Source organism: Mycobacterium colombiense (genome assembly GCF_001672755.1).
GTDB lineage: Bacteria > Actinomycetota > Actinomycetes > Mycobacteriales > Mycobacteriaceae > Mycobacterium > Mycobacterium colombiense_C.
Map to the genome: position 1 here is coordinate 23,637 of NZ_LZKI01000125.1, position 16,281 is coordinate 39,917.

The following is a 16,281-nucleotide window of genomic DNA, read 5'->3' on the forward strand; positions in this document are numbered from 1 at the left end:
ATGGATAGGTGAGCACTCGCGCTGATTCCGGGCCGCCCGGCCGTTCCGACCCGTTGGGCCGGTTCAGCGCGATCACCCGCGAGTGGTTCACCAGCACCTTCGACACCCCCACCGCCGCCCAGGCCGAGGCCTGGAACGCGATCGCCGACGGCCACAACACCCTGGTGATCGCCCCGACCGGCTCGGGTAAGACGCTGGCGGCGTTCCTGTGGGCGCTGGACAGCCTGGCCGGGTCGACGGAGCGCCCGCCCGGCACCCGCGTGCTCTACGTCTCCCCGCTCAAGGCGCTGGCCGTCGACGTCGAGCGCAACCTGCGCACTCCCCTGGCCGGCCTCACCCGCATCGCCGAGCGCCAGGGTCTGCCGGCCCCGGACATCAGCGTCGGGGTCCGGTCCGGCGACACCCCGCCCGCCGCCCGTCGCCAGCTGATCAACCGCCCGCCCGACGTGCTGATCACCACACCCGAGTCGCTGTTTCTGATGCTCACCTCGGCCGCGCGCGAGACGTTGGCCGGCGTGCAGACGGTGATCGTGGACGAGATCCACGCCATCGCCGGCGGCAAGCGCGGCGCGCACCTGGCCGTGTCGCTGGAGCGCCTCGACGCGCTGCGGGAGGACAAGCCCGCCCAGCGCATCGGGTTGTCGGCCACGGTGCGCCCGCCCGAGGAACTCGCCCGGTTCCTGTCCGGGCAGGCGCCGACCACCATCGTGGCCCCGCCGTCGGCCAAGACGGTCGAGCTCACCGTGCAGGTGCCGGTGCCCGACATGGCCAACCTGGCCAACAACACCATCTGGCCCGACGTGGAGAACCGCCTGGTCGACCTGATCGAATCGCACAATTCCACCATCGTCTTCGCCAACTCGCGCCGGCTGGCCGAGCGACTTACCGCGCGCCTCAACGAGATTCACGCCGAACGCGGCGGAGTCGAACTGTCCACGGACGCCAATCCGAAGGTGGCCGGCGGCGCGCCGGCGCACATCATGGGCAGCGGCCAGACCTACGGCGCCGACCCGAGACTGGCCCGTGCCCACCACGGGTCGGTCAGCAAGGAACAGCGCGCCCTGGTCGAAGAGGATCTCAAACGCGGAACCCTCAAGGCGGTGGTGGCCACCTCGAGCCTGGAGCTGGGTATCGACATGGGCGCCGTCGATCTGGTGATCCAGGTGGAGGCGCCGCCGTCGGTGGCCAGCGGCCTGCAGCGCATCGGCCGGGCCGGCCACCAGGTGGGCGAGGTCTCGCAGGGCGTGCTGTTCCCCAAGCACCGCACCGATCTGATCGGCTGCGCGGTCAGCGTGCAGCGCATGCTGACTGGCCAGATCGAAACCATGCGGGTGCCCGCCAATCCGCTCGACATCCTGGCGCAGCAGACCGTGGCGGCGGCCGCACTGGAACCGCTGGACGCCGACCGGTGGTTCGACACGGTCCGGCGGGCCGCCCCGTTCGCGGCGCTGCCGCGCAGCGTGTACGAGGCCACCCTGGACCTGTTGAGCGGCAAGTACCCGTCCACCGAATTCGCCGAGCTACGACCGCGATTGGTCTACGACCGCGACACCGGCACGCTCACCGCGCGGCCCGGCGCGCAGCGGCTGGCCGTGACCTCCGGCGGCGCCATCCCCGATCGCGGGCTGTTCACCGTCTACCTCGCCTCCGAATCCGAAAAGCCTTCGCGAGTAGGCGAACTCGAAGAGGAGATGGTCTACGAGTCGCGTCCCGGCGACGTCATCTCGCTGGGCGCCACCAGCTGGCGCATCACCGAGATCACCCATGACCGGGTACTGGTCATCCCCGCCCCCGGCCAGCCGGCCCGGTTGCCGTTCTGGCGCGGCGACGGCCTGGGCCGCCCGGCCGAGCTGGGCGCCGCGCTCGGCGCCTTCACCGGCGAGCTCGCCGGGCTGAAGCGTGAGGCGTTCGACAAACGTTGCGCCGGACTGGGTTTCGACGCGTACGCCACCGACAACCTGTGGGGCCTGATCGACGAGCAGCGCAACGCCGCGGGCGTGGTGCCCACCGACACCACCCTGCTGGTCGAGCGGTTCCGCGACGAACTGGGCGACTGGCGGGTGATCCTGCACTCGCCGTACGGGCTCCCGGTGAACGGACCGCTGGCGCTGGCGGTGGCCCGCCGGCTGCGCGAGCGCTACGGCATCGACGAAAAACCCACCGCGTCCGACGACGGCGTCGTGGTGCGCCTGCCGGATACCGTTTCCGACACCGGCGACACGCCGCCCGGGGCCGACCTTTTCGTCTTCGACGCCGAGGAGATCGACCCGATCGTCACCGCCGAGGTGGGCGGCTCGGCGCTGTTCGCGTCGCGGTTCCGCGAGTGCGCGGCCCGCGCCCTGCTGCTGCCCCGCCGGCACCCGGGCCGCCGCTCACCGCTGTGGCAGCAGCGGCAGCGCGCCGCCCAGCTGCTGGAGGTGGCCCGCAAATACCCCGACTTCCCGGTGGTGCTTGAGACCATCCGCGAATGCCTGCAGGACGTCTACGACGTCCCGGCCCTGACGCTGCTGATGACCGGCATCGCGCAGCGGCGGGTGCGGCTGCTCGAGGTCGAGACGCAGCGCCCGTCGCCGTTCGCGGCGTCGCTGCTGTTCGGCTACGTCGGCGCCTTCATGTACGAAGGCGACAGCCCGCTGGCCGAGCGCCGGGCCGCCGCGCTGTCGCTGGACAGCACGCTGCTGGCCGAGCTGCTGGGCCGGGTGGAGCTGCGCGACCTGCTCGATCCGGAGATCATCGCCGGCACCGGCCGCCAGCTGCAACACCTCGCGCCGGACCGGGCCGCCCGCGACGCCGAGGGCGTCGCCGACCTGCTGCGGCTGCTGGGCCCGCTGACCGAGGAGGAGGTGGCCGCCCGCACTGACGTCGCCGACGGCAAAAACGTTGCCGGCTGGCTGGAAGGGCTGCGCGCGGCCCGGCGCGCGCTGACGGTGTCGTTCGCCGGCCGCAGCTGGTGGGTGGCCATCGAGGACATCGGCCGGCTGCGCGACGGCATCGGCATCGCGGTTCCGCTGGGCGTGCCGGCCGCCTTCACCGAGGAGGTGGCCGACCCGCTGGGCGAATTGCTGGGCCGCTACGCGCGCACCCACACCCCGTTCACCACCGGCGAGGCCGCGGCCCGGTTCGGGCTGGGGCTGCGGGTGACCGCCGACATCTTGGGCCGGCTGGCCGGTGACGGCCGGCTGGTGCGCGGCGACTTCGTCGCCGCGGCCGAAATGCCCGGCGCCCCGGTGGCCGGGGGCGAGCAGTGGTGTGACGCCGACGTGCTGCGCATCCTGCGGCGGCGGTCGCTGGCCGCGCTGCGGGCCCAGGTCGAGCCGGTCAGCACGGCCGCCTACGGCCGGTTCCTGCCAGCCTGGCATCGGGTGGGCGCGGCCGAATCATCGCGCTCGCCAAGCCATTCCGGTCTCGACGGCCTGATGACTGTGATCGATCAGCTGGCCGGGGTGAGGATGCCCGCTTCGGCGATCGAGCCGCTGGTGCTCGCCCCTCGGATCCGCGACTACTCCCCCGCGCTGCTCGATGAGCTGCTCGCCACCGGCGAGGTCACCTGGTCGGGTGCCGGGTCGATCTCCACCGGCGACGGCTGGATCGCGCTGCACCCCAGCGAATCCGCGCCGTTGACGCTGCCCGGGCCGGCCGACATCGAACTGGGCGACGCCCACCGTGCCGTCCTGGACACGCTCGCGCCGGGGGGCGCCTACTTCTTCCGCCAGCTCACGCAGGGCGGGATGCCCGAGTCCGAGCTCAAATCCGCTCTGTGGGAACTGATCTGGGCCGGCTGGATCACCGGCGACACCTTCGCCCCGGTGCGCGCCCTGCTCGGGGGCACCGGCACCCGCAAGCGCTCCGCGCCCGCCCACCGGTCGCACCGCCCGCCGCGACTGAGCCGATACAGCATCGCGCACCCGCAGTCACGCCCCGCCGACCCGACCGTGGCCGGCCGGTGGTCGATCCTGCCCGCCCCGGAACCGGACTCCACGCTGCGCGCCCACTACCAAGCCGAGCTTCTGCTGGGCCGCCACGGCGTGCTGACCCGGGGCGCGGTGACCGCCGAGGGCGTGCCCGGCGGGTTCGCCACCCTGTACAAGGTGCTGAGCACCTTCGAGGACGCCGGCCGCTGCCAGCGCGGCTACTTCATCGAGTCGCTGGGCGGCGCGCAGTTCGCGGTCGCGTCGACCGTCGACCGGCTGCGCGCCTACTCCGACGGAATCGACCCGGAACGGCCCGAGTACCGGGCGATCGCGCTGGCCGCCGCGGACCCGGCCAACCCCTACGGCGCCGCGCTGCCCTGGCCCGCCCCTCGCGGCGACGGCTCGGGGTCCGGGGGCCCGGGGGCACGCCCGGGCCGCAAGGCCGGTGCGCTGGTGGTGCTCGTGGACGGCGAGCTGGCCTGGTTCCTCGAGCGGGGCGGGCGGTCGTTGCTCACCTTCACCGACGACCCCGCCGCGAATCACGCCGCGGCGACGGCGCTGGCGGATCTGGTCACATCCCGACGCGTCGCGTCGATCCTGGTCGAACGCATCGACGGGGTGCCGGCCCTGCAACCCCGCGCGGACGTGCCCGGCCCGGCCGACGCGCTCTCCGACGCCGGCTTCGCCCGCACACCGCGCGGAATGCGGCTGCGCTGACATGCCCGAAGGCGACACCGTCTGGCACACCGCGGCCGTGCTGCGCGAGCACCTGGTCGGCGGCACCCTGACCCGCTGCGACATCCGGGTGCCGCGGTTCGCCACCGTCGATCTCAGCGGCCAGGTGGTCGACGAGGTGCTCAGCCGCGGCAAGCACCTGTTCATCCGCGTGGGAGCCGCCAGCATTCACTCGCACCTGAAGATGGACGGGAGCTGGCGGGTCAGCAACCGCCCGGTACGGGCCGACCACCGCGCGCGCATCATCCTGGAGACCGACAGCGTCCGCGCCGTCGGCGTGGACCTCGGCGTGCTGGAGGTCCTGGAGCGCGAGCGTGACGGTGACGCCGTCGCGCATCTGGGCCCCGATCTGCTGGGCGAGGATTGGGATCCCGCGCTCGCCGCCGCCAACCTGACGGCCGACCCGGACCGGCCGATCGCCGAGGCGCTGCTGGACCAGCGGGTGCTGGCCGGGGTCGGCAACGTCTACAGCAACGAATTGTGTTTCCTTTCCGGGCATCTGCCCACCGCGCCGGTGCGCGACGTCGCCAACCCCCATCGGCTGGTCTCGCGCGCGCGGGACATGTTGTGGCTCAATCGCTTCCGCTGGAACCGGTGCACCACCGGCGACACCCGGACCGGACGGCAACTGTGGGTCTACGGGCGATCCGGGCAGGCCTGCCGCCGCTGCGGCACCCGGATCAACTTCGACGACTCCGGGGAACGGGTGACGTACTGGTGCCCGTCCTGCCAGCGCTGAGGCCAGCCGCTGGTCCTGATGGCGGCGACCCGCTGCGCCCGGCTTCGCCGCGCTTGCGATCGCCGCTAATCCTGACGGGCGTGCGCGAGGAAGAACTGGGCGATGGCCTCGGACCCGTCGAGCGCGCGGGTGGTGGGGCCGATGACGGCCGCGGGCAGATATTGCTTGCCGCCCGGCCAGGTGTGGCCGCCGCTGTCGATCTTGTAGAACACCACACCGGTGTTCGCCGCGCATCCCGTGGACTCGTAGCGGTGCACGACGGTGCCGTCGCGGACGTCGGGGAGCGCCTCCAAGGCCGGCTCGCCCGGGCACCCATCGGCCGAGCGCCATTTGGCGACCATGGTGTCCGCCGAGATGGAGTGGCTGACTCCGCCGCGGCCGCGCACCACCCCACCCTTGAAGGGCACCAGCGGGTCGGCCGTCCCGTGGGCTTCCCACACCGACACCGGGTGTGACGGATTGCAGGCCACCCCCACGCCCAGGGTGCCGGCCACCGGGGCGACCGCCGCGAAGAGGTCGGCGCGGTCGCATGCCAGCCGGTTGGTCATGAAGCCGCCGTTGGACATCCCGGTGACGAAGACGTGCCCCGGCGCGATGCCGTAGTCGTTCTGCAGCTTGTTCACCAGCCCGACCAGGAAGGCCACATCGTCGATGTGGCGGCGATCGGCGGGCGAGGCGCCGCGCCCGTCCGCCCAGCTCTTGTCGTAGCCGTCGGGGTAGGCCACCAACAGGTTGTGGGCGTCAGCAACGGTGTCGAAGCCCGTCAGGCCGCGTTGCGAGATCCCGGTGCCGCCGCCCCCGTGCAAACTGAGCACCAGCCCGACGGGGTCGCCCGCCGGCACGTGCAACATGTAGGTTCGGTCCATGCCGCCGGATCGAAAAGTGCCGGAAATGTCTCGAGCGCTGGCCGCCGACACGTGCCGCACACCGCAGCCGACCACGCATATCGCCACCACAGCGAGCCACAGCCACCGCGCGTATGCCATGTCGTCAGATCACCGACGGCGCGTCGACGAGGGCTCGCCGGTAACGCGTGTCCGACGGCGGAGCAAACCCTTGTGTGGCACACACCGCATTATCGGTGATACCACGCCGGGCGACGCCCCGACATGCAAGCATTCGAACTAGCCCCGCCTTCAGCAAGCAACGGCACTTCTGTTCCACGGGAGTATCAGAAATGACGACCACCCAGATACGCAAGCCCACGCGGCCGCTATCGCTCTTGGCGATCGCCGTGGCGCCGGTGGCCGGGTTGCTCGGCGTGCTGGCCGTGTCCGCCACCGCGCACGCCACGTCTCCCGATGACGCCTTCCTGGCCGCGCTGAAAGCCAAAGGCATCAATTACGAGTCACCCGACGCCGCGGTCAACTCCGGGCACACCGTGTGTCACGAACTCGATATGGGCCAGACACCGGAACAGGTCGCCAACAATGTGCTGTCCAGCAGCACGCTGGACAGCTATCACGCCGGCTATTTCGTCGGGGTCAGCATCAAGGCTTATTGCCCGAAATACGCGGACGCGGCGGCATCGTCCGGGTCCTGAAATTTACCGCCGGTTGACAGGCTCGTGACGCAATCGCGGATAAAATTTGAGGTATCCGAAACGAAGAATTCCAAGGCCGAAAATGATTCCGAGACTTTTTGTCGGTGTTGTGGGTATCGCGATCGCACTCGGCGTTTCCAGCGCGGCCACGGCATCGGCCAGCACCGATCCCAACCCCTTCAGCCATCTCAGCTGCGCCTGCCAGGATTCCGATCCACCTGGTAGCCCGGGCCTGCGGGACAAGATCAATCAGGGCATCCACCAAGGCATTTCGACCCCGTCCGTGGCGGGGTGACCCGCCGCGGCCTACAGCCAGTCGCGACGCCGAAACATCACGTAGAGCACCACCATCAAGACGAGTATCACGCCGGTACTGGCCGCGAATCCCGCGTGCGTGCCGAAGCCCGGGTAGGGCACGTTCTGCCCGTAGAAGCCCGTGATCGCCGTCGGCACGGCGATGATGGCCGCCCATCCCGTCAGCTTCTTCATGACAATGTTCAACCGGGCGTCCTGCAGCGACAGGTTGGTCTCGAAAATCGTTGTGATCATGTCGCGCAACGATTCCGTCCATTCGGACACCCGCAGCACGTGGTCGTACAGGTCGGCGTACAGCGGATCCAGCCGGCGATCGGAGCCGTCCGAAACACGATGATGCGCAATCGCATTGACGACCTCGCGCATGGGCAGGGCGATCCGGCGCAGGTTCACCAGATCCCTGCGCAGCCGGAAGGTGCGGCGCTGAAAGATTCCCTTGCGGGGCCTGCCGTCGAACAACTCGTCCTCGATCGCTTCGATGCAGTCATCCAGGGCCTCCACGGCGGTGAAATGGCTGTCGACCACCACGTCGAGCAGGCCGTGCACCAACGCGCCGACACCGTAGCTCTGGCCGCCGATCTCCTGCCATCGCCGGGTCACCTGCGTCATGTCGAAGTCGGGCGTCAGGCGCACCGTGATCAGCCCCTGCGGCAGCACGAATCCCGAAATGCGTTGCATCGACAGCATCCGCTCCCCGGTGTCGGCGGTATCCGTTGCGACATCGACGGCGTAGACGGTGAAGAAGGTGTGGCTTTCGTAGGCGGTGGCCTTGACCCGCTCGGCGGCCGCCACGGCGTCTTCGACCGCCCAGCGGTTGAGGCCGAGTTCGTCGGCCAGCCCGCACAGCGTGTCATGGTCCGGTTCGCACAGGTCGGCCCACACCAGCGTGTCGGGTTCGGTGAGGTAGTCCGAGATCTTGTCGAACTCGAAATCGTCCTGCGCATTGCCGCCGCGCCACACCCGGCCCTGGATACTCGAAGCGATCTGCATCACGACATCTTCTCAATCGTTGTTCACGATCGGTAAACCCGCCAGCCACTCGCTGGCGCAGCGGCCGCCGACTATCCGTGATGGTCTTGACGTCACGGGGCCGTCAGGCCGATCCGGGAGATTCGGTGAGCAGGTGGGTGACATGGAGCAATCAAACCGGTTGCAGCTCAAGACATATCGGGCTGTGTCCGAGCACGTCGACGGCGCCTGGTGGCCGCGGTCGACGAACCTGGCCGTTGAGCTGCCCGGCCTGGTGGCCTCGCTGTCCGACCGGCTGGGGCAGATCGTCATGGTGGGCTACCGCCGCAACGCCTGGCACGAGACACCGCCGCTGGTCGAAATCGACAGGCACACAATCGAATTGCTGGGCTTTATCAATGACGAGGAGGCCAGCGTCATCGTGATGGGCGAGAACGGCCGCCACATCACCCTGCACGTCATCCGACCGGACACCGACGAGGACGTCGCCCGCCGGGCACTCGACGCGGTGCGGGCACCCGCTGAGACCGTGGTGTCCCCGGCCGTCCGGGTCACCGTGGGGCGATCGGTGGCGGACGTGGCCGACAAGCTGGCCCGTCACGAGGGGCTCGGTGACGAGCGGCGCACCGCTCAGATCAGGCGCTGGTGCGAGGAGACGGCGCAACGATTCATTGACGCGCCGGTGCAGACCTTCGTCCCCATCCTCGTCGAACACATCGTCCGCAACCGCATGATGGAGTCGCCCAACCAGCGCTATCCCGCCGACGGCGGCCTGTTCATCACGGTGCCGGGCAGCTCCGCACCGTATTCAATATCGTCGTAGTCGCGTCCCCCCTTGCGCCGGCGACCGTTCGCCGAGCCGCCCGCCGGGCGCGCCGGGACCATCGGCAGCATGGGGGTCTGCCCGGCGCCAGGGGGCAGCGCGGAGACCGCTGACACCAGCTGCACCGGCGCCGACGATCCCAGCATCCCCACCGTCGCGGGCGGCATGGTCAGGTTGCCGAGCGAGATGCCGATGCCCAGCGTCGCGCGCGGCGCCAGGGATCCGGCGGCGTTGACCGCGCTGATCAGCTGCGTCTCGGCCGACGACAGCGCGGCCGTGCCTTCGGCCAGGCCGCCGAAGATGTCGCCGGCCACACCTCCCTGCAGGGCCTGCGCGGTGTTGAACTGGGCGAGGTAGCTGAGCAGGTTGATCGGCATTCCACCCGCGAGTTCCTGCCAGCCCCAGACGCTCCAATACCTGAACCAGCCCGAGTCGGGATCCAGGCCGAAGGCGCTGGAGGTGGCGAGATCCTGGCTCGCCCCCAGGTTGGCGGCCGTCATCGTGCCCGAGTTGACGGTGTCCGAGGCGGGCACGATGGCGGCTTGGGTCGTCACGCCCGAAGGATTGGCGACCTGCGGCGGCGGCGTGAACGAGGGCGCTCGGACGGTGCTCGCCGAGGTCGCGGCGTAGCGGACCAGCGCCGCCGAGTTGTTCACCCACATGGTGGTGTACTCGGCTTCGGTTTCGGCGATCGCCGGGTAGTTGATCCCGAAGAAGTTGGTGGCCAACAACATCGCCAGGCGAGCGCGGTTGGCGGCCACCACCGAGGGATGTACCACCGTCCAGTGCGTCAACTCGAATGCCGCGGTCATCACCTGCACCGAGGTGGCGACCTCCTGGCACTGCTGCGCGGTGACGCGCAGCCAGTCCAGATAGGGCTCCAGCGCTTGGGCCATCGCTGAGGCGGACGGGCCGTGCCACGTCGTCATCAGCCACGACAGCTCCGCGCTGTAGCCGGCGGCGGATTGCTCGAGCTCCATGCTGAGCTCCTGCCAGGCGCCGGCGGCCGCGATCCATGACCATGCTCCGGGCCCAGCGTGGATCAGCGCCGAAGTGACCTCCGGCGGCAGCATCCCGAAATCCATGAACCTTTACCTTGGAGAAGAACGTGGGTGGGGCGAACGCCGTGCATTGGCCCGTCCGGCAATTCGCGAGTGGGTGGCGATAAGGCATCGCGGTGTCCCGCTGCCGGTCACCGTTGACCGCGAGGTTCGGCGTCCGCAGTCGTGGGGCACCATTGACGTCATCCCGCAGATGGGTTGCGAGGCATCACTTTGCCCTTGACCTCCCGGCCCACGGCAACGTCCTCGTACTTCTGCTGTTTGCGCTTGCGCCAGCCCGTGCCCGCCGAGCCCGTGGTCGGCGGCACCATCATCGGCATCAGAGGCAGCCCCGATTCGCCCGCCGGCAGCGGCGAGGCCGCCGACGCGAGTTGCACCCCGGTCTGCGTACCCGGCAGCAGCCCCACCACGGCGGGGGGCGCGGTCAGCTTGCCCAGCGACACCCCGACGCCCATCGCGCTTGACGGCGCCATGCCCGCTCCGATGCCTTTGACCGCGTTGGACAGGCTCGCCGAGGCGGCCCCGAGGCCCTCCGACAGGCCGCTGCCGATGTCGCCGCCCACGCTCTGCAGCGCGCTGGCCGACGAGTTCTGCGCCAGGTAGCTGAGCATGTTGATGGGGAACCCGGACGAGATGAACTGGTTACCCCAGGTGCTGAAGTAGCCGAACCACCCGCTGTTGGGGTCGCCGTCGCTGCCGAAGAGGCCGCCGAGCGAGGAGTCCGCTGTAGTCAGGTTCTGGACCACGTTGTTTGCGCCCAAAGCTTGGGCCTGGTTCACCGCCAGCGCTTGCCTGGTCGTTCCGCTCGGGTCCGTGGTGGACAGTGGCGAATTGAACTGCGACAGCTGCGTGGTCGCCTGCGACGAGGTCGCCTGATAGCGGCTCATCGCCGCCGAGTTGTTCGACCACATGGTCTGGTATTCGTCTTCGGCCTGGGCGATGGCCGCGGTGTTTTGGCCGAACCGGTTGGTGGCCAGCAGCTGGCTCAGACGCGTCCGATTGGCGCTGACCACCGACGGGTGAACCACCGTGGCGCGAGCGGTGCTGAACGCCGTCGCGGCGGCCTCGGCCGAGTTAGCCATCTGCGACGACTGTTGGGCGGTCTCGCGTAGCCACTGCAGGTAGGGCTGGATGGACTGCAGCATCGCCGTCGCCGACGAGCCGTCCCACGACTCCATGAGCGACGACAACGTCGACGTATAGGTAGAGACCGAATTCTCCAGCTCGACCGCCAGCTGCTGCCACGCGCCGGCGGCCTCAATCAGCGAGCCCGCTCCCGGCCCGGTGTGGATGAGCGTCGAGGTGACCTCGGGGGGTGCAAAAAGATCCATCACATCTCACAATGCCCACGCTGAGAACGTCCCCAGCAAATTTGCGTTAACCAGGCAACGAAGAACCCTGAAACTCTGCACGTCGAAGCCTGTCACCTGCAGTCGGTACCTCCCAGTTCGACCGCCACGTGTTAGGACACCCTATACCTTTGGCTGAGAGCGATTTGACATTTGCTGGCCAGGGCCGTTTACCCGTCACCCGCCGTCCATCAAACGGTCACCGAGGCGCCGCGGTTCACCGTTATGATCCGGTCCCCCAAGCCGCGACGCTGCATCTCCCGGGTGAAGTCGACCAGTGGCGACGCGAACGCCGCGTAGTCGTCGAAGTGCACCGGGATCGCCTTCGGGAGGGCAAGCATCGCGACCAGTTCGGCGCCCTGGCGGCCGTCCATGGTCACCGTCAGTCCGAACGGGAGCCGGTTTCCCGCGGGCAGTCGGGTGCCCCCGAGGTGCAGCATGCCGGCGTCGATCGGGTCGAACCGCTCGGGAATCTCCTTGAGCTCCTCGATCAGCAGGGTGTCGCCGGAGATGTACAGCCGGCGCCGGGACGAGCCGTCGTCGGCGGCAACGTCCAGCATGGTGCCCATCACCGGCGGGAGCAGGCGCTGACTCCACCCCGGTGCGTGGCGCCCCGGCAGCGACGTGAGGGTGAGCGTGGTGCCGCCCTTCGTGATCGTGTGCTGCTGCCAAGTCCGCAGGCCACGGGCCCGCGCGAAGCCACGCCGATGCAGCCGTTTGGCGGCGTGCGGGGTCGTGACGACGGGCAGTTCGTGGTCGAGGCCCCGCTGCGCCACCCTGTCCCAGTGGTCACCGTGCATGTGTGACAGCACGATCGCGTCGAGCGGCGGGAGTTCGCTGAGTTGCAACGCCGGCTCCTTGAGCCGCTTGGACACCAGGCCGTGGCCGAGGTAGGCGCGTTGCCCCCGGTGCAGGAAGTTGGGGTCGGTGAGCAGCGTCAGCCCGCCCGCAGAAATCAGCGTGGTGGCGTTGCCGACGAACGTGACGGTGATGTCCATAGCCGCGGGCTACCCGGTCCCGCGCCGGCCATACCGCTAGAAGGGCGGCGGATCGTCGGCGCCGGGCGGGGCGGGCCCGCTGAGGCTGTCTGCCATGCCAGGGCTTTCGGCCACGGCGGAGCTGTCGATCCGCCTGCCCATACGGGTGTCGCGGTTATGCCGGCGTTCGGCCGCGATGCGCCCGGCGCGGTTCTGGGCGCGGGTGCGGCGCCGGGTCGGCATCATCGCCGTCCGGTCACCGCAGTAGTCCGACGCCACGTCGGCCTCGGGGGCCGGAATCGCGCCGACACCCTGGCACAGGCTCGGGAACAGCAGCGCACTGCCCGGCGTGGTGACATACGTGCGCCCGGCCGGTGAGGTCAGGATCAGCGTCGCGTCGGGCAGCTGCTTTTCCCGCCAGCCCCAGAAAGTTTTCACCAAATGGTGTGTGCGGCAATAACATTTGAGGTTCGACGCATGCGTGCGCCCACCGTCTGCGTACGGGATCGTATGGTCCACGTCGCAGTTGAGGGCCGGCTGGTCACAGCCGGGCCAGCGGCACGTCAAGTCGCGGCAGCGCACGAAATCGGCCAGCGCCTTCGACGGCACATAACCCGGTTCGGGCGGCGCATCGCCCGGGTGAACCAGCGGCGCCAGGGTGGCCGACGCGGCCAGCTCGGCGACCAACTCCGGGGCAATCAAGCCCTCGGCACCCGGCTCGTAGCCCGGCGCCGAGCCGGTGCCGTCCAGACTGCCGCGCTCGGCGATCACGTGGATTACCACCGGACCCGCGCGCCGTGTACCGGCCGCGCAATCGCGGCGTCCGCAGCGACACCCCAACCGGTCCGCTCCGCACGCCAACGCTCCCAACGCATCGGCGCGGCGCTGCTCACGGGTGCGTGGGTCGTCCCCGCACACCGTGGCGGCCAACGCGTTCAGGCGCCGGTCCAGCAGATGCGCGTCCGGGGCGAGCAGGCTGCCCTCGATGCGCGCAAGACCGTCCCCCATGTCGCCGATCCAGACTTCGCGCCCCCGCGCCCGCTCCCGCCGCCGCCGGACCGCATCCGCGTCGGCCCGCGCGACAACCTTGTCCACCTGCGCGGCCAGCCGCGCCGGTGTCATCGACGGCCAGCGCGCCACGTTGGCCGCCAGCCGGGCATCCACCGCCGCCAGCACCTGCGGGTCGGTGATCAGGTCCGTGCGATACACCACCGTGGCGAACATCCGAAAGTCGATGTCGCCCGCCTTGAACACTTCGCCCACCCGCGGCAGTCGCTCCCGCATGGCGCGGGCATAGCGAACCTTGCTGCCGGCCAGGCCCTGGCTGATCCGCAGCTCGGCGGCGACCTCAGCACTGACCGCCGCCTCGGTGTCGATGGCCCACTCCTCACACTCCGCACACCGCGAAAGCCGATACGAGAACAACTCTCCGATCACGGTCAACTGCTCGGCCGCCGCCCGATTCTCGACCCGCGAAAACGCACCGATCCGCTCCAGGAGCGCGGCGGACTCCGGCGTTGCCGACGGATGGCGCCGCTCGAACAGCTCGTCGAGCCGGGCCGTCGTGGATTCGAACATACTTTCGATTATGCCATCGGGCTACGACCGCGGCTCGGCGCAGCGTCCGGTCGGCCGTGCTGGCAAGGTAGGAAAGCGCATTCGCCGATAGCTAGTTCACTTCGTCGATCAACTCTGTTGAGCGCGCTTTCGCCTGGGCCGCGGATTCGGTGAGGTTCTCAGTGGCGGTGTAAGCGGCAGGCCACCATTTCGCCAGCATCGTCAGTTCGGCGGCTTCCTGTCGAAGCGTCGCCGCCCGGGACGTGACGACCGACGTTGAGTTGACATCGGCGGCTTCCGGCGCCACGCCGGCAGCTTTGGCTCTGGCGGCGTAAGCCAGGCGCAGGGCTGAGATAGCCGCGTTGCGTTCGCGCGCAGGCACGTTGTGGGGCCCGGCGAGAAAGTGCATCAGCTCATCGCCGGGTATTGCACGAAAATATGGGCGCAGTCCCAAGATGGCGTCGCGGATCTCGACCACCGTCTGGTGCAGCTGCAACTCCGTCTTCTGTCGCCCCGGCTCATCATCGGCGAATTCGAAGACACATTCTGGGACAACAACTCTCATGGCCTGTCGCAGCGGCTGCAATTCGCGCCAGCTGCGACTGATCTGATCGAGTCCGAGCGAATGACGCAGCTTCATCCCAAGGGGGACAGGGGCGATCACGAACAGGCTGAATATCATGTAGAAAAAGCAGGACGCGTGGAATTGCTGCCTGAAGGCGGCGGTGTGAGTCCAGCCAAGTTGGTCGGATATCTGCAGGGCGGCTTCGTGAAGCGCTGTCGCAACAGCCGTCAGACCCATCGCCAGTGTGCTGATCGCGATCAGGCGCTCCCGCCGCCGGTCGGCAATCCGCAACTCGCGCACGGAATTCCAGATCACGCGCGTTACCAGGGCCATCGGCATGGCAATAAAGCAGGTCATGGTCGTCACTGAGTTCCAGCCGATCGTGAACTCCAGGGACTGCCCCGCCATTCGGGCAGGAGTACCGAACACGAGCAACCCGATTGCGAGCAGCGCACCCGCCAGGCGATAATACTTGTGCCTACGGCGGGTTTCGGCTTCCGACAGCCCGGACCACAACAGGGTGAACCCGATGAATTCGCTGTAGCTGTAGCTCAGCACCGCGGTGCTCAATTGCCACGTGGCCGGCAGCGTCATGAAGGCCGTTCGGACGAGCACGTTTTGCACAAGGTGCTCGCGCAACAACTGAGCCGCCAACATGAGCGCCAGTGTGGTGTTGAAGTATTTCTCATAGAGGTTGCTGTTGCACCACCGGTAGCGCCCCAGCAGCACCAGCATCATGAAGGCGATCAAAGGCCAGGCGATGACGCCCGGCACAGTGGAGGCGATCACCGGCGGAAGAACACGCTGCTCATCATCGACTGTCGCGCACCGGCTTCGGCCGCGGCAAGCATCACCAGCGACGCGAACATCTCAGCATCGCGTTCGCGGTTGTCATCGAAGCTTGTGCGGCCCAATATCACCCCGGTGCCGGGGTCGAATCCGGCCAGTGCGCTCGCGAAGATCATCTTGGGCAAGTACTCCGCGCTCGTATCCCCTCGCGACCCGCCATCGTGTTCCAACACCATGTGCCCGATTTCGTGGCACACGATCTGGTCGATGTGGTATTCCGAGGTACCCGCCTCGTGGATGATGATGTCGTCTTCATCGCGCTTCAGCCACACCCCGCAGGGGCCCAGCGCGAGCTCATCTACCGTCGGCACCAGGCGAATCGGCCGGCCCCGCAAGCGGGCGACGCCGTCGATGAACGCCGCGCGATCCCAGGGCGCGGGAACGGGCAGGGTTCGAACCAACGCGAGCATGTCAGTCTTGGATGCCATCTACGCCTCACCGCCCTTCGCGCGGTATCGCCGGCAGGTCTTGGAGTTTACGAACCTCGTCGACCATTGCCGCCAAACTCGTTATGGCCTCCGGAGTCAGTCCGGACGTGCGCACCGCCAAATCCCGTACACCGACGTCGCGCAGCGCTTGCATCAAAGTCAGCTGTGCGTCGATCTTCTGATCTGGGTCTCGATCTATCAGGTAGGACGCCGGCACCCCGAAAAACTCTGCGATCGCCCGCAAATGCGCGACCGTCGGGTTTCTTTTGATGCCGCTCCTCAGCTGCCACAGATATGCCGGACTGATTGATACACCGGTTTTCTCGGTGATAGCGGCCGCGGCCGCGGCGTTGGACAGCGGGGCCGTGCCGGCCTTGCGCATGACCTCGAAGAGCTTCGTCAAACGCGACGCCAACTCGCCGTTATCCGGCCCTTCGGCCTGGACATCGTCGAATCTCAA

General features: G+C 68.8%; 13 protein-coding genes. 4 read left to right on the forward strand and 9 right to left on the reverse strand.

Annotated elements, in window-relative coordinates; all coding sequences use genetic code 11:
* The first annotated feature begins 8 nt into the window (after window positions 1–8).
* Both A5708_RS17410 and nei2 read left to right on the forward strand, forming a co-directional pair.
* Window positions 9–4,628: an ATP-dependent helicase gene (locus A5708_RS17410; protein ID WP_065029821.1), complete on the forward strand. Its 4,620-nt coding sequence runs from the start codon at window positions 9–11 to the stop codon at window positions 4,626–4,628.
* 1 nt (window position 4,629) lies between these two features.
* Complete coding sequence (gene nei2, locus A5708_RS17415) at window positions 4,630–5,385, forward strand: endonuclease VIII Nei2 (RefSeq protein ID WP_065029822.1); 756 nt, start codon at window positions 4,630–4,632, stop codon at window positions 5,383–5,385.
* Window positions 5,386–5,450: 65 nt separating this feature from the next.
* On the opposite strand, the gene A5708_RS17420 is transcribed toward nei2, so the two are convergent.
* Complete coding sequence (locus A5708_RS17420) at window positions 5,451–6,371, reverse strand: alpha/beta hydrolase family esterase (protein WP_065029823.1); 921 nt, start codon at window positions 6,369–6,371, stop codon at window positions 5,451–5,453.
* 191 nt (window positions 6,372–6,562) lie between these two features.
* Between A5708_RS17420 and A5708_RS17425 the strand changes: the two genes are divergently transcribed.
* Window positions 6,563–6,928 (forward strand): DUF732 domain-containing protein, encoded by a 366-nt coding sequence (locus A5708_RS17425; protein WP_065029824.1) that lies wholly within the window; start codon window positions 6,563–6,565, stop codon window positions 6,926–6,928.
* Between the two features lie 306 nt (window positions 6,929–7,234).
* Here A5708_RS17425 and A5708_RS17435 read toward each other — a convergent pair whose 3' ends face one another.
* On the reverse strand, window positions 7,235–8,233 hold the full coding sequence (locus A5708_RS17435) for a magnesium transporter CorA family protein (protein WP_065029826.1): 999 nt from the start codon (window positions 8,231–8,233) through the stop codon (window positions 7,235–7,237).
* A gap of 142 nt (window positions 8,234–8,375) precedes the next feature.
* Between A5708_RS17435 and A5708_RS17440 the strand changes: the two genes are divergently transcribed.
* A complete protein-coding gene (locus A5708_RS17440; RefSeq protein ID WP_081292996.1) occupies window positions 8,376–9,035 on the forward strand; it encodes a DUF5994 family protein in 660 nt (219 codons plus the stop codon).
* Here the strand turns inward: A5708_RS17440 and A5708_RS17445 are convergent.
* From A5708_RS17445 to A5708_RS17475, 7 genes are all read right to left on the reverse strand, one after another.
* A complete protein-coding gene (locus tag A5708_RS17445; RefSeq protein WP_065029827.1) occupies window positions 8,966–10,120 on the reverse strand; it encodes a PPE family protein in 1,155 nt (384 codons plus the stop codon). The two genes, A5708_RS17440 and A5708_RS17445, sit on opposite strands and share 70 nt — an antisense overlap.
* A gap of 158 nt (window positions 10,121–10,278) precedes the next feature.
* Window positions 10,279–11,427: a PPE family protein gene (locus A5708_RS17450; RefSeq protein ID WP_065029828.1), complete on the reverse strand. Its 1,149-nt coding sequence runs from the start codon at window positions 11,425–11,427 to the stop codon at window positions 10,279–10,281.
* 209 nt (window positions 11,428–11,636) lie between these two features.
* Window positions 11,637–12,443 (reverse strand): MBL fold metallo-hydrolase, encoded by an 807-nt coding sequence (locus A5708_RS17455; protein WP_065029829.1) that lies wholly within the window; start codon window positions 12,441–12,443, stop codon window positions 11,637–11,639.
* Window positions 12,444–12,479: 36 nt separating this feature from the next.
* Complete coding sequence (locus A5708_RS17460; protein WP_065029830.1) at window positions 12,480–14,000, reverse strand: HNH endonuclease signature motif containing protein; 1,521 nt, start codon at window positions 13,998–14,000, stop codon at window positions 12,480–12,482.
* A gap of 91 nt (window positions 14,001–14,091) precedes the next feature.
* Entirely contained in the window at window positions 14,092–15,333 is a 1,242-nt protein-coding gene (locus A5708_RS17465) for a DUF6545 domain-containing protein (protein WP_081292997.1), read from the reverse strand.
* Window positions 15,330–15,821, reverse strand: a complete 492-nt coding sequence (locus A5708_RS17470) for a hypothetical protein (protein WP_065029831.1) — start codon at window positions 15,819–15,821, stop codon at window positions 15,330–15,332. The genes A5708_RS17465 and A5708_RS17470 overlap by 4 nt, the downstream gene beginning before the upstream one ends.
* 7 nt (window positions 15,822–15,828) lie before the next feature.
* Window positions 15,829–16,281 carry a helix-turn-helix domain-containing protein gene (locus tag A5708_RS17475; RefSeq protein ID WP_065029832.1) on the reverse strand — a complete coding sequence of 151 codons (453 nt, stop codon included), beginning with the start codon at window positions 16,279–16,281 and terminating at the stop codon, window positions 15,829–15,831.